The sequence below is a fragment of the Streptomyces cucumeris genome (genome assembly GCF_024295805.1).
Classification (GTDB): Bacteria; Actinomycetota; Actinomycetes; order Streptomycetales; family Streptomycetaceae; genus Streptomyces; species Streptomyces cucumeris.
The window spans coordinates 19,668-32,315 of record NZ_JANCLX010000020.1; the positions used below are offsets into that span (position 1 = coordinate 19,668).

Here is a 12,648-nt window from a genome sequence, read left to right on the forward strand (position 1 = left end):
TGCGTGTCAGGCGTCGCGGGCCTGGTGGGACATTGCGGACGCGCCCTGAGGGTGCCGCCCTGGAAAGAACCCGTCAGAACAGGGCGTCGGGGCCCTCGGGCTCCCGCTCCGGTGCGGTCACCGGCGCCGTGGTCACGGTGCCGGGCGGGGCGGCGGCGAGCCGGCGGCCCGCCAGATGGCGGGCGTCCAGCAGCAGCGCGCGGCCGTCCGTCGCGGTCAGATGGACGTCGGGGCCCGCGACGGCGTCGATACGGCCCGCCACCGCGCGGTCGGCGGTGAGCCGCAGCACCCCGTCCAGCGGCCGCACCCGGTCCAGCCGGAACGCGGAGTCGTGGTGGACGGGGGCGAACTCCGCGATGGTGAGCGACTCCGGCAGCCCGGGCAGGGCCCGGGCCCTGCCGTGGAGGCCGGCGAGCTGGGCGGCCCGTTCCTCCGGGGGCGGCGGTGTCTCGCGCGCGGCCCGCTTGGCGGCGTACGGGAAGCGGTCCGGAACCCCGAGCGCGGTGCCCAGGACGGCTTCGGCGCGCCGCGCGGCCATCAGCGGGCCGCGGCCCAGCAGGGCGTAGGAGAGCGCCGCCTGCTCCAGCAGCCGTACGCCCTCCCGCTCGGCCGCGGTGATCCCGACCTTGATCAGCTCCGGGCCGAACCAGGCCAGGTAGACGTCGTACGGCCGGGGGTCGTCGGTGCGGGTGTCGGCGGCCACCGAGTATGAGCGGTCCAGCCGGGCGCACTCCGGGCACTGCGCCGAGACGGCCGCGTCACCCACCTCGGCCCCGGTCGGGCACGGGGTGTGCCGGGCGCCCCGGCGCACCCCGACACAGCCGCGCCGCGACCCGGTGGTGAAGGCGAGCGGGCGGTCCCCGTCCAGCGGGGAGACCCGCTCACCGCGGACCGGATGGCGCCACACCAGCGCGGGCCCGGAGCGGGTCCAGCGCGGTCCGGCGCACACCCAGTGGTTCCGGTCCGGCTCGGTCATCCACGCCTCTTGCGGGGCTGCCACCACAGGACCTGGAGGACGCGCAGCAGGAATCCGGCGGTGGCCACCGCCCCGGCGCTCCGCACCCAGACCGCCTCATGGTCCTCGCCCAGCCCGCCGAAGAGGACGGGGCCCGCGAGGGCGAGGAACAGGACGGCGGCCAGCAGAGCGCCGGTGACGACGGCGAAGACGATCTCCACCGTCACGGCGTCGCGGTCGTTCTCGCCACGGGGTCCGCTCATGCGTCTCAGTCCTCGCTCCTCGCCGCCGTCCCCCGCGGGCGTCCGCGGTCAGCCGGTGCCGGCCCGGTGGTCCTCACGGTGCTTGCGGCGCACATAGAGCTGCTTCCGCACGCGTGCCACGACCGTACCGTCGTCCGCCACCACATCGTTCTCGAACCACGGCAGCGCCTTGCCGCCGTCCGCCGTGGCCGCGCGGATCTCCTCCAGCCGGTCCTCGGTGAGCTTGAAGTCGGCGAAGACGTCCCCGCGGCCGGGTGAGACGAACTCGATCTCCCCGGCCTTGTCCCAGACGATGTAGTCCCGGCCGAGGCTGTTCATCGTCAGCAGCATCCAGAACGGGTCGCCCATCGCGAACAGCGAGCCGCCGAAGTGGGTGCCCACATAGTTGCGGTTGTGGCGGTGCAGCCGCAGCCGGACCCGGGCGTTGCTCCAGTCGTCGGCGAGGTGCAGCACCCGCACACCGGCGAAGAGGTAGGGCGGCCACACGTTCATTCCGTGGCGCAGGGTCCGTGCGGACAGCGATCGACGAGACATGGCTGGAAGCTAACATGATTTGTTACTCACTGGTAACTCCACTTCCGGTGCCCTCGCTCACCCTCAGATTCCCCCGCGTTCCTGCCACAGCCGGGCGAGCTCCGGATCGCCGGTGGTGCCGAGCGTGCTGAGCGGAAGCCGGTTCCACAGCGCGAAATAGAGGGTCGTGACCGGCCCGGAGAGCTCGCAGTCCGCCGCCCCGTCGGCAACGCGCTCGGTGCGCGGCACCCCGTCGGACAGCCGCACCGTCCACACCGCGTCCCCGTCGGTGGCCCGCAGCCGGAGGGTGCGCGGGGTCTCCGTGCGCACCCTGCTGCGCTCCATGGCGTGGAATCCCGCCAGCAGCTCATCGAGCCCGTCGGCCGCGAACTCCGGGGTGACGGGCGAGAGCTCCCCGTCCAGCGCCGACTCGGCGTCGGCCCTGTGGATCGCGGTCTCATGGGCCTGCCGCCGGGCCCAGAACGCCAGCGGCGAGGGTGCGGGCAGGAAGGTCATGCAGGTCAGCTCCGGATCGGCGGTGCGCAGCGCCTCGACCAGGGCGCGGTGGCCGTCCCGGAACCACTCCAGCAGCGCTTCGCCGCTGAGCTGTGGATCGGGGGTGAACGGCGCCGGCTCGGCAAGACCCTCGGCGACCACCCGGGTCGCCCAGCGGTGCACCCGCCCGGTGTGGCTCACCAGGTCGTGGACCTGCCACTTGGGGCAGGTGGGAACCGGGGCGTCCACCCCGGCCCGGGCCGCGGCGTCGGCCAGCAGTCGTCCCTCGCGGTCCACACAGTCGATCAGCTCACTGATGTCCATGTCGGGATTCTGCCAGCCGGCACCGACAACCGGGCCGCCCGCCGGGGTCGTCGTGTGGATGACGGGTGATCAGTTATCCGTGGTGCGGGCGGCGTTGCGCGTGAGAGCGGCGATGACGGCCGACACCGCCGCCAGCGCCGCGACCGTGGTGAGCGCGGCGGACAGCGAGAGCCAGTCCGCGAGGAAACCGATCGTCGGCGGGCCGAGCAGCATGCCGACGTAGCCGAGGGTGGAGGCCGCGGCGACCCCGCCCGGTCCGGTCAGCGCACCCGCCCGCGCGATGGCGACCGGGAAGATGTTGGCCAGTCCCAGCCCGGTGACCGCGAATCCGGCCAGCGCGGCCCAGACCGACGGGGCGAGGGAGCCCAGCAGCATTCCGGCGGCCGCCATGCCCCCGCCCACGACCAGCGTGCGGGTCTGGCCGAGCCGTTCGACCAGCGCCGTGCCGGACAGCCGGCCCACCGTCATCGTCAGCGCGAAGACGGAGTAGCCCGCCGCGGCGAGTCCGGCCGAGGCATCGAGGTCCTGGTGCAGATGGAGCGCCGCCCAGTCCGCCATCGCGCCCTCGCCGTAGGCCGTGCACAGGGCGATCAGACCGAAGACGGCGACCAGGCGGCGCGCCGCCCTCGGCCGCGCGGGTGCGGAGGGCGCCGTCTCCGCCGTCTCGGACACGGGCGCCGGGAGGGAGATCAGGGTCCGTCCGGCGACCGCGGTGAGCACCAGGCCGACGGCGGCCAGCAGCGCCAGGTGGCGGACGGGGGAGAGCTGGTCGGCGATCAGTCCGCCCAGTCCGGCCCCGATCACACCGCCCAGGCTGAAGGCGGCGTGGAAGCTGGGCATGACCGGGCGGCGCAGGGCGGCGATGAGATCGACCGCCGCGCTGTTCATGGCGACGTTGAGCCCGCCGAACCCGGTGCCGAAGATGAGCAGCACCAGCCCCAGCGCGAGGACGGAGTGCGTCAGCGGCGGCAGGGCGACGCTCAGCGAGAACAGGGCCGCCGCGGCGACCGTGGTGGCATGGCTGCCGAAGCGGCGGCAGAGCCGCCCGGTGGCCATCATGGTGGCCGCGGCCCCCGCCGATACGCACAGCAGGGCCAGCCCGAGCGCCCCTTCCGACGCGCCGGTCTGCTCCTTGATGGCAGGGATACGGGCCACCCATCCGGCGAACACGAAGCCGTCGAGGGCGAAGAACACGGTGATGGCGGCACGGAGTCGGGTGAGACCGCGATCGGGGGTGACGGAATGCGGGGTCCCCGAAGCGGCCGTCCATGTTTTGTTTACTGTCGGCACAAAGTGAGAATAGGACCGTGACCCAGACACGGACAAGGCTTGAGCGCGGCCGAAGCGCTCTTGGACCCGCGTTGGAGCTCGTCCACACCGGCCGCGCGCCCACCCGCGCGGTGCTCACGGCCGAGCTCGGGGTGACGCGCGCCACGGCGGGCGCCGTCGCGGCCGAACTGGAAGCGCTCGGACTGATCCAGGTCGACTCCCGCCCGCTCGGATCCGCCGGTGCGCAGGGGCGGCCCTCGCACCGCCTCGGCATCGCCCCGCGCGGTCCCGTCGCGCTCGCCGCCCAGGTGCACGCCGACGGCTTCCGCGCCGCGCTCGTCGGACTCGGTGGGCAACTCGTGGCCACCGCCCCCGGCTGTATGACGGTCCCCGCCGATCCGGCGCACGTCATCGACGCGGTGGTCGAGGCCGGGGCCGAACTGCTGCGGGAATCCGGCCGCCGCTGCGTGGGCGCGGGGCTGGCGGTCCCGTCCGCCGTCGCCGAACCGGAGGGCACCGCGCTCAACCCCCTGCACGTCGCCTGGCCCGCGGGCGCTCCGGTGCACGAGCTGTTCACCCGCGGTCTGGCCGCCGCGGGCGTCACCAACCCCGTGGGGGAGCCGGTCGAGGGTCTGGCGGGCAATGACGTCAACCTCGCCGCCCTCGCCGAACACCGCCATGGCGCGGGCCGCGGATCCGCGCATCTGCTGTGCGTGGCCACCGGGCACCGGGGCGTCGGCGGGGCGCTGGTCCTCGACGGACGGCTGCACACCGGCAGCGCCGGACTGGCGCTGGAAGTCGGCCATCTGACCGTCAACCCCGAAGGGCGGCCGTGCCATTGCGGCAGCCGTGGATGTCTGGACATCGAGGCCGATCCGCTCGCCTTCCTCACCGCCGCCGGACGCGACCCCGGCCCCGAGGTCTCGCTGCTCCAGCAGGCCCGTGAACTGCTCCGGGACGAATACGCCGACCCGTCCGTCCGCGCCGCGTCCGACCTGCTCATCGACCGCCTCGGCCTGGGCCTCGCCGGACTCGTCAACATCCTCAACCCGGACCGCATCATCCTCGGCGGACTGCACCGCGAGCTCCTGGAGGCCGATCCGGAACGGCTGCGGTCGGTGGTGGCCGAGCGCAGTCTGTGGGGGCGCAGCGGCGGCGTTCCGATCCTGCCGTGCACGCTGGACCACAACAGCCTGGTGGGCGCGGCGGAACTGGCCTGGCAGCGGGTGCTCGACGACCCCTTGGCGGCGCTCGGCGCCGTGTGACGTCCCGGGCGCGGCGGCGCGCCGCTGCTGCGCCCGGATACCCGGCCGCGGGTCAGTCCGGCCAGTTCACCGCCAGGGCGCGGTCCGGGTTCTCGATGAGGATCCGGTCCATCACCGCTGCGCCGACGGCCAGTTCCAGCCGGGGCCGCAGCCGGCGCAGCAAGTACGGGAGACCGGGGCCGCCGTTCACCGAGCGCGCCCCGGCCGTCGTGGTGTCGCCGCCCAGGAGCAACTGCCCGGCGTGGCCCGCTTCCACGAGGGCGGTGAGCACCTCGGGGAGGCGCCAGTCGGTGGTGTGGTGGGCGCGGGAGGGCCCGTCGTAGACGAGGAAGGCGCCCATGGCCGCCACCTGAAGGTGGACCACCGGATCGGGTGAGCGGTTGAGATGGCCGATCAGCACCCGGTGCGGCGGTACGCCCAACTCTCCGCACAGCAGGTCCAGTACGTCCGGCGCCGCCGTGCCCAGCTCCAGGTGGACGGCGATCGGCGCGTCCGTGCGGTGGTGGGCGTCTGCGGCGGCGGTCATGGTGTGGCGGGCGTGCGCGTCGAGCCCGTGGAAGCCCCCGGCGACCTTGATCAGCCCGGCGCGGGGGCCGGTGCCGCCGATGCCCCGCGTCAACTCGTCGGTGAACAGCTCGGCGAGCCGGTCCCGAACCCCCTCGACCGTGCCCGGCCGGTAGTGCTGGGCCTGGTGCATCCCGGTGGCGGCCACCAGCCGCACTCCGGTGGCCCGCGAGAGCGCGGGCAGCCGGCCGGCCGCCCGGCCGAGGCCGTACGGCGTCCACTGCACCACCGTCCCGCCGCCCAGGGCGCGGAAGGCGCGCAGCTCGGCCTCGGCCGCCTCCGCGTCGGCCAGCTCCTGGCCGGGCAACTGCGTGCTGCGGATGAAGAGATGGTCATGGGCGTCACAGATGCCCAGCTCGGCGCCGGGGACATCGCCGAGGACGGTCCGGACGGCCGGACGCGAGCCCGTCACCACCGCCGTCCCTCGGGGAGCGCGGCCAGCCCGGGCGCCGACAGATGGAGCACCTGGTAGCGGTCACCGGGCTCCGACGGCGGGGCCGTGTCCTCCCACAGGGTGAAGTGGACCAGTTCCCAGCCGCGCGGATCGATGGCGACGGCCGTCGAGTGCGCACCGTCCGCTCCCGCCCGCCGGGTCAGCTCCGCCAGCGCGTCCTCGATGGCCGTGGCGGGATCGGCCGCGGCCGGGACGGTCTCGGTGTGCCGGGTGGCCGCCCTCGGTACGGCGGTCACGGCCGGTCCCCGGGCGAAGCCGAGGCCCGGCCAGTGCTCGACCACCGGCCGTCCGAAGTCCTGGACCAGGCCGCGGAATCCGGGCCCCCACAGGAAGCGGTGCGGGGCGTCGGGCGCGGCCCACAGATAGAACGGCGCGTACGCGTTCACCGCGGCGCCGTCCACCCCGCGCTCGCTGATGGCGTACGCCTTCAGACCGAGCCCGGGGAAGTCGTCCAGCAGGGGGCCCTTGGTCCGCACCCGGTGGCGGATGACCTCCATGTCGTAGTCGTCGGGCAGGGTGATCCGGTACTGCATCGCGTCCATGGGCGAACTCCTGGGGAGTGGTGGGCGGGGCGGGAGCGGCGGGCGGCCCGCTCAGGCGGCCGGATACGTGGCGTCGTCGACCAGCTCGTCCCATACGGCCGCCGTACCGTCCGCCGCGGTCTCCACCAGGGCGAGATGGGTCATGAAGGTGTACGGTCCGCCGCCGTGCCAGTGCCGTTCGCCGGGCTCGATCCATACCGTGTCCCCGGCGCGGATCTCCTCGACCGGGCCGCCCTCGCACTGCACCAGCCCGCGCCCCTCGGTGACATGGAGGACCTGGCCGTGCGGATGGCGGTGCCAGGCGGTGCGGGAGCCGGGGGCGAAGTGGACGCTGTACAGCCGCAGCCGTGTCGGTTCGGCCGGGGCCGCGATCTCGTCCAGCCAGACGGAACCGGTGAAACGGTCCGCGGGGCCGCGCTCGCTGCGGCGGGGGTTACGGGTGATCTCCACGATGAGGAATTCCTTTGCCGGGAAGGGGAATCGGCGGTCCGGAGGAGGCGTGGGGAACCGGCGCCTCCCACCGGCTCGCTACGCGGGGGCCCGGAAGGCGGCCAGCAGGGTGAGCAGTCCCTCCACCGCGCTGTCGAAGGGCGCCGGGGACCCCGCCGCGCGGGCCAGGACATAGCCGCCCTGGACGGTCGCCACGACCGTCGCGGCGACCGGCTCCGGGTCCAGCCCGGCGGTGAACTCCCCGGTCCCGCGGCCCTCGGCCAGCACCTCCGCGAGCCGTCCGCGCAGCCAGTCGAGGGTCTCGTCCACCGGGTGCCGCAGCTCCGGGTCGGCCATCACGTCCGGGTCCATCGTCAGCCGGCCGACCGGACAGCCGCGCAGCACGTCGCGCTCCCGCCGCAGATAGGCGCCGACGCGGTCGTACGCACCGCCCGGTCCGTCCAGACAGGCCGCGGCGACACCGCGCAGCTCCTCGGCGGTGCGGCGGATGGCGGCGAGCGCCAGATCCGGCTTACCGCTGAAGTGGTGGTACATGCTGCCCTGTCCGGCTCCCGCGCGCTGCTGGATGGCCTTGGGGCTGGTGCCCACGTAACCGCGCTCCCAGAGGAGCTCCCTGGTGCTCTCGATCAGGCGTTCCGGAGTGCTCATGACGTCACTGTACACACTAGTAGGTACAGAATTCCAGCGCCTACACTCCGGGTAATGACATCCGCACAGGACTCACTGGCGACCGGTCAGCGCTCACTCGGCGACGCATCGGTCCGCTATCCGCTGTGGCCGCCGCTGACCCGGGGCTGTCCGCGGACCGCCACCCCGGAGCTGACGTACCCCGTCGAGGTGGACTACGCCTACGACGACGTGCCCGCCGGGCTGTTCGGGCGGACCGGGCCGACGGGCGGGGGGCTGGACCGGTGGGCACCCCTGCTGCCGCCGCTGGCCGCCCCCGGCCTCGGCGAGGGCGGTACCCCGCTGCTCGCCCTGGACGACGGCGTGTTCATCAAGGACGAGTCGCGCAACCCCACCTGGAGCCACAAGGACCGGCTCAACCGCTGCACCGTGAGCGCCGCGGTCGGCGTGGGCGCGGAGGGCGTGGTGGTCGCCTCCTCCGGCAACCACGGTGCCTCGGCGGCCGCGTACGCCGCCCGCGCCGGGCTGCGCTGTGTGGTCCTGGCCTCCGCCGGGGCGCCCCCGGCCGTGATCTCCTTCCTGCGGGCCTACGGCGCCGTCGTGCTGCCGGTCCCTGCCGACGCGCGCTGGCCGCTGATGCGCCGGATCGTGGACCGCTGCGGTTTCCACCCCGTCAGCAACCTCACCGAGACCCACACCAGCCACGCCTTCGGCCCCGAGGGCTACAAGACCGTGGCGTACGAGATCTTCACCGAACTCGGCGTACCGGCGGCGGTGTTCGTCCCGACCGGCTACGGCGAGCTGCTGTTCGGCGTCTGGAAGGGGTTCGCCGAACTCCACCGGCTCGGCCTGGCCCCGCACATCCCCCGGATCTTCAGCTGCGAGCCCTCCGTGGGCGGTCCACTGGCCGCCGCCGTGCGCGCGGGCCGCCCGGCCGCGACCGTCGCGGTGGGCCGGAGCAAGGCGTACGGGATCGACTGCGCCGTGGGCGGCTACCGCGGGGTGCTCGCGGTGCCCCGCAGCCGCGGCGAGGCCCTGCTGGTCACCGACGAGGACATGACGACCGCCCAGGCCGAACTGGGCCGCCAGGGACTGTGGGTGGAGCTCTCCGCCGCCGCCGGGCTTGCCGGGCTGCGCGGTCACCGCAGGCGCGGCGGCGATTTCGACGGACCCGTGGTCTGTGTCTCCACCTCCAGCGGCTTCAAGGACATCGACACCGGGACGCATCCGGCCGAACCGGTGGAGCCGGTCTGGGAGCAGGTGGAGCGGCGGCTGCGCGCGGCGGGCATCACCGCCTGAGCCCCGCCGCGGCTACTCCCGCCGGGGCTACTCCCGCCGGGGTACGGCGGATGTCACCGGCCGTACGACGACGCGGGCGCCGCGGTGGACGACGCTCGGAAGGTGCCGGCCGGACCACGGCCGCGTACCCCACCCCTTCCGAGGAGCGCGATCAGCATGAACACCCTGGCGCACGGCTTCGCCGACGGCGCGGGACCCGGTCCCTGGATCCTGCTCGTCCCCCTGATGTGGGCGCTGGTCATCGGCGGCGGGATCGCCCTGCTGCGGCGTACGGCCGGGCGGCGGCACGCCCGGTGGCCGCACGGCCTCCCCGGCCACGGCGAGCGCTCCCCGATCGCGCTGCTGGGCCGCCGCTTCGCGGCCGGTGAGATCGACGAGGAGGAGTACTGGCGGCGGCTGTCGGTCCTGGACGAGCGGTTCGGACCGCGGGTGCCGAACGACACGGCCTAGCGCCGCGTCAGCCCGGGTTCGCCCCGCTCGCCGCGCTGGCGCGGCCGCCCCCGGCTACCGCTGGGAGGTGCCTCCGCGGCGTGGCCGAACCGGTGGCGGTCCGCCCTCCGGCCGGGCCCCGGCCGCACGGCGCGCCTCCCGGGTCCGCCCCGCTCACCGGGCGGCGGGACGGACCACCGTTCATGTCGAGACGGCCGATCGGGCGGCGGGCGCCCGCTCCCGGACCACGGCCGCCGGAGCCGGGGCCGCCGCCGACGCGGGGGCGGGAGCCGCCACCGGGGCCGGGGCGGGGGAGTGGACCGGCGGGACCTGGACGGGAGCCGGGGCCGGAGTGCCGACCGGGGTCTGGACAGGCTGGGTGAGATCGACGCCCCGCGGCGGCGCGGTACGCCCCGCGCCGTACGCCGCGAACGGCGACTTGGCGGTGGTGGCGGGCTGCGGTACGGCGAGGGTGAACCAGACGACCTTGCCGCCGCCGTCGTCCCGTGCGTGCATGCCCCAGCTCTGGCTGACCGCGGCGACCAGGGCCAGCCCCCTGCCGTGGGTGGAGACCGGGTCATGGGCGCGGAGGCGGGGCAGCCGGGGGTCCTGGTCGCGGACCGAGACGGTGAGCCGGTCCAGCATCAGGACGATCTCCACCGTGCACTGCTTGTCCGGTTCGGCGTGCCGGTGCACGTTGGTCAGCAGCTCGGTGACACCGAGCGCGGCCGGGTCGATGAGCGGATCCAGATGCCAGTAGCGCAGTTGCGCCGACACGATTCTGCGGACCTGACCGATCCGCGACGGCAGGGCTTGCAGCTCCACCGTGCAATGCCTGCTAGGACGACTGATCACGGCTGCGACTCCCTGAAAGAAGTTGGGGCTAGCCTGATTCAGGTGCGGGCGACGAACACGTTCAGCAGTGGTGGCTGCTGGGCGCGACCGGTGAGTCGGTTCTCAGCGTCACCGCTTGTTGACCCTCAGTGATACTGATACTCGTCCAGGGTCGGCCCCCTCGCGCGCATGCGCAACTCGGCCGGTTCACTTCCCCCGGCCGGGCCCCCGGGCGGACCGGACCGCGTCCAGGAAGCGGCTGGCGGCCGCGGGGCCGGTGGACTTGGCGGCGGTGTCCTGCTCGCCGAGGGTGAGGCGGTAACGGGTGCCGTTCACGGTGGCCATGGCCTGGTCGCCGTCCACGAACCACGGCTTGCTCGCACGGACCGACTGGACCGGGGCGCTGTCGATCTCGCTGCCGTAACTGGTCAGCAACTGGAGCCTGCCGTCCTTGATCAGGACCTGCCCGGCACGGGTCACCGAACGGAGGAACCGCTCGATCCGCACCCCTCTGGCATTGAACTCCGTATCGGCCATGACGACCGCCTCCCCGGTGGCTCCCGCCGGCACGCGTGCCGCTGCCTCTCATTCTCCCTGCTGCGCAGTGTGCCCGGGACGAGCCCGGCGCACCAGGGCGCACCAGGGTCCACTTAGGATCGAAACGGCCCGATCGTGCGACCCGGGCCGGGCACGAGTACGAGGAGCGACGTGGACAGCACGACACCGGGGGTCAGCGACCGGGGGGTCATCGACACGGTGGACGTGGACCGCAGCGACCACGGCTACCGGGAGTGGCTCAAGGAGGCCGTCCGCAGGGTGCAGGCCGACGCCCAGCGCTCCGCCGACACCCATCTGCTGAGCTTCCCGCTGCCCGAGCGGTGGGGGATCGACCTCTATCTGAAGGACGAGTCCACCCACCCCACCGGCAGCCTCAAGCACCGGCTGGCCCGTTCGCTGTTCCTGTACGGGCTGTGCAACGGCTGGATCCGGCCGGACAAGCCGGTGATCGAGGCGTCCAGCGGTTCCACCGCCGTGTCCGAGGCGTACTTCGCCAAGCTGATCGGTGTGCCCTTCATCGCGGTGATGCCGCGCACGACCAGCCCGGAGAAGTGCCGACTGATCGAATTCCATGGCGGCCGATGCCATTTCGTGGACGACCCGCGGACGATGTACGAGGCGTCCGCCGCGCTCGCGGCGGAGACCGGCGGCCACTACATGGACCAGTTCACCTACGCCGAGCGCGCCACGGACTGGCGCGGCAACAACAACATCGCCGAGTCGATCTACCATCAGCTACGGCTGGAGCGCTATCCGGAACCGGCCTGGGTGGTGGCCACCGCGGGCACCGGCGGTACCTCGGCCACCATCGCGCGCTACGTCCACTACATGGGGTACGACACCCGGGTGTGCGTCGCCGACCCGGAGAACTCCTGCTTCTTCGACGGCTGGGTGCACCATGACGACCGGGCGTCCAGCGAGCGCGGCTCACGGATCGAGGGCATCGGCCGCCCCCGGATGGAGCCCAGCTTCGTCCCCGGCGCGATCGACCGGATGATGAAGGTCCCGGACGCGGCGAGCGTCGCCGCAGTGCGCGCCCTGGAAGGCGCCATCGGGCGCAAGGCGGGCGGTTCGACCGGGACCGGGCTGTGGAGCGCGCTGCGGATCGTCGCGGAGATGGTCGAGGCCGGACGCACCGGCAGTGTGGTGACGCTGCTGTGCGACCCGGGCGACCGCTATCTGGACAAGTACTACTCGGACCGGTGGCTGGCGGAGCAGGGTCTCGACATCGCGCCCTACGCGAGGACGATCGACACCTTCCTCGGCACCGGCCGCTGGTCCGGCTGAGCGCCGCGGGACCCGGGACCGGCCGCGCCCCTATTTCCCGGCCAGGAGGTGGTCCAGGTTGCGGACCGCCGTGCGGAAGGCGCGCCCCAGCCCCGGGCGGGCCAGCCGGGCCGCGAGGTGTACCGGCATCGGGGCGTCCAGCGCGAAGACATAGCGCACCAGGGTGCCGCCGCCGGAGGGGGCCAGGGTCCATTCCTCCAGCAGCGCCCGCAGCCCCGGGGCGTTCGTCTCGTCGATGCGGTAGGCGTAGCGCTCACCGGGTTCCGCGGTCATCACCGTCTCGCGGAAGCGGACCCCGCCGCGGAGGCGGATCTCGCGGCCCTTGCCGCCGTCGGTGGTGCGTGCCGAGCTCACCTCGCGGAACCACCGTGGCCAGCCCTCGGTGTCGGCCAGGGCCGTGAACACCGCCCCGGGCGGGGCCTGGGCCTCGGCGACGAAGACCATCCGCAGCGGGGCGGTCTCGGCGTACTCGAGCCCGACGGGACGTAGCCGGTGTGTCATGCGCACACCATAACTGCCG

The 12,648-nt window shown here is 73.8% G+C and carries 16 protein-coding genes; 4 read left to right on the plus strand and 12 right to left on the minus strand.

Features of this window, described 5'->3' with window-relative positions; translation table 11 throughout:
* Positions 1-73: 73 nt before the first annotated feature.
* The 5 genes from NMK44_RS26180 to NMK44_RS26200 all read right to left on the minus strand — a co-directional run bounded on the left by NMK44_RS26180 (position 74) and on the right by NMK44_RS26200 (position 3,840).
* Positions 74-976, minus strand: coding sequence for a DUF2797 domain-containing protein (locus NMK44_RS26180; RefSeq protein WP_254747329.1), 903 nt, complete (start codon positions 974-976; stop codon positions 74-76).
* Positions 973-1,218, minus strand: a complete 246-nt coding sequence (locus NMK44_RS26185) for a DUF6332 family protein (RefSeq protein WP_254747331.1) — start codon at positions 1,216-1,218, stop codon at positions 973-975. The genes NMK44_RS26180 and NMK44_RS26185 overlap by 4 nt, the downstream gene beginning before the upstream one ends.
* A gap of 48 nt (positions 1,219-1,266) precedes the next feature.
* Positions 1,267-1,752, minus strand: a complete 486-nt coding sequence (locus NMK44_RS26190) for a DUF4442 domain-containing protein (protein WP_254747333.1) — start codon at positions 1,750-1,752, stop codon at positions 1,267-1,269.
* A 63-nt stretch (positions 1,753-1,815) separates the two neighbouring features.
* Positions 1,816-2,550 carry a maleylpyruvate isomerase family mycothiol-dependent enzyme gene (locus NMK44_RS26195; protein WP_254747335.1) on the minus strand — a complete coding sequence of 245 codons (735 nt, stop codon included), beginning with the start codon at positions 2,548-2,550 and terminating at the stop codon, positions 1,816-1,818.
* A 69-nt stretch (positions 2,551-2,619) separates the two neighbouring features.
* The gene (locus tag NMK44_RS26200; RefSeq protein ID WP_254747337.1) at positions 2,620-3,840 is read right to left on the minus strand and encodes an MFS transporter; all 1,221 of its coding nucleotides are present in this window, start codon (positions 3,838-3,840) and stop codon (positions 2,620-2,622) included.
* Between the two features lie 17 nt (positions 3,841-3,857).
* Here NMK44_RS26200 and NMK44_RS26205 point away from each other — a divergent pair, with 17 nt between their 5' ends.
* Positions 3,858-5,084 carry an ROK family protein gene (locus tag NMK44_RS26205; protein WP_254747339.1) on the plus strand — a complete coding sequence of 409 codons (1,227 nt, stop codon included), beginning with the start codon at positions 3,858-3,860 and terminating at the stop codon, positions 5,082-5,084.
* 52 nt (positions 5,085-5,136) lie between these two features.
* On the opposite strand, the gene NMK44_RS26210 is transcribed toward NMK44_RS26205, so the two are convergent.
* The 4 genes from NMK44_RS26210 to NMK44_RS26225 form a co-directional block, all read right to left on the minus strand.
* Positions 5,137-6,060 carry a phosphotriesterase family protein gene (locus NMK44_RS26210; RefSeq protein WP_254747341.1) on the minus strand — a complete coding sequence of 308 codons (924 nt, stop codon included), beginning with the start codon at positions 6,058-6,060 and terminating at the stop codon, positions 5,137-5,139.
* Complete coding sequence (locus NMK44_RS26215; RefSeq protein WP_254747342.1) at positions 6,057-6,644, minus strand: DUF4865 family protein; 588 nt, start codon at positions 6,642-6,644, stop codon at positions 6,057-6,059. Before NMK44_RS26215 ends, NMK44_RS26210 begins: the two co-directional genes overlap by 4 nt.
* 51 nt (positions 6,645-6,695) lie before the next feature.
* Positions 6,696-7,094, minus strand: coding sequence for a (R)-mandelonitrile lyase (locus NMK44_RS26220; protein WP_254747344.1), 399 nt, complete (start codon positions 7,092-7,094; stop codon positions 6,696-6,698).
* Positions 7,095-7,172: 78 nt separating this feature from the next.
* Positions 7,173-7,742, minus strand: a complete 570-nt coding sequence (locus NMK44_RS26225; RefSeq protein ID WP_254747346.1) for a TetR/AcrR family transcriptional regulator — start codon at positions 7,740-7,742, stop codon at positions 7,173-7,175.
* A 54-nt stretch (positions 7,743-7,796) separates the two neighbouring features.
* Here NMK44_RS26225 and NMK44_RS26230 point away from each other — a divergent pair, with 54 nt between their 5' ends.
* Positions 7,797-9,020 carry a threonine synthase gene (locus NMK44_RS26230; protein WP_254747348.1) on the plus strand — a complete coding sequence of 408 codons (1,224 nt, stop codon included), beginning with the start codon at positions 7,797-7,799 and terminating at the stop codon, positions 9,018-9,020.
* A gap of 156 nt (positions 9,021-9,176) precedes the next feature.
* Entirely contained in the window at positions 9,177-9,470 is a 294-nt protein-coding gene (locus NMK44_RS26235) for an SHOCT domain-containing protein (protein ID WP_254747350.1), read from the plus strand.
* A gap of 180 nt (positions 9,471-9,650) precedes the next feature.
* Here NMK44_RS26235 and NMK44_RS26240 read toward each other — a convergent pair whose 3' ends face one another.
* The gene (locus tag NMK44_RS26240) at positions 9,651-10,304 is read right to left on the minus strand and encodes an ATP-binding protein (protein ID WP_254747352.1); all 654 of its coding nucleotides are present in this window, start codon (positions 10,302-10,304) and stop codon (positions 9,651-9,653) included.
* A 186-nt stretch (positions 10,305-10,490) separates the two neighbouring features.
* The gene (locus NMK44_RS26245; RefSeq protein ID WP_254747354.1) at positions 10,491-10,820 is read right to left on the minus strand and encodes a hypothetical protein; all 330 of its coding nucleotides are present in this window, start codon (positions 10,818-10,820) and stop codon (positions 10,491-10,493) included.
* A gap of 171 nt (positions 10,821-10,991) precedes the next feature.
* On the opposite strand from NMK44_RS26245, the gene NMK44_RS26250 reads away from it, so the two are divergent.
* On the plus strand, positions 10,992-12,128 hold the full coding sequence (locus tag NMK44_RS26250) for a PLP-dependent cysteine synthase family protein (protein WP_308358560.1): 1,137 nt from the start codon (positions 10,992-10,994) through the stop codon (positions 12,126-12,128).
* 30 nt (positions 12,129-12,158) lie between these two features.
* Here NMK44_RS26250 and NMK44_RS26255 read toward each other — a convergent pair whose 3' ends face one another.
* Complete coding sequence (locus NMK44_RS26255; RefSeq protein ID WP_254747356.1) at positions 12,159-12,629, minus strand: SRPBCC family protein; 471 nt, start codon at positions 12,627-12,629, stop codon at positions 12,159-12,161.
* Positions 12,630-12,648: the final 19 nt, after the last annotated feature.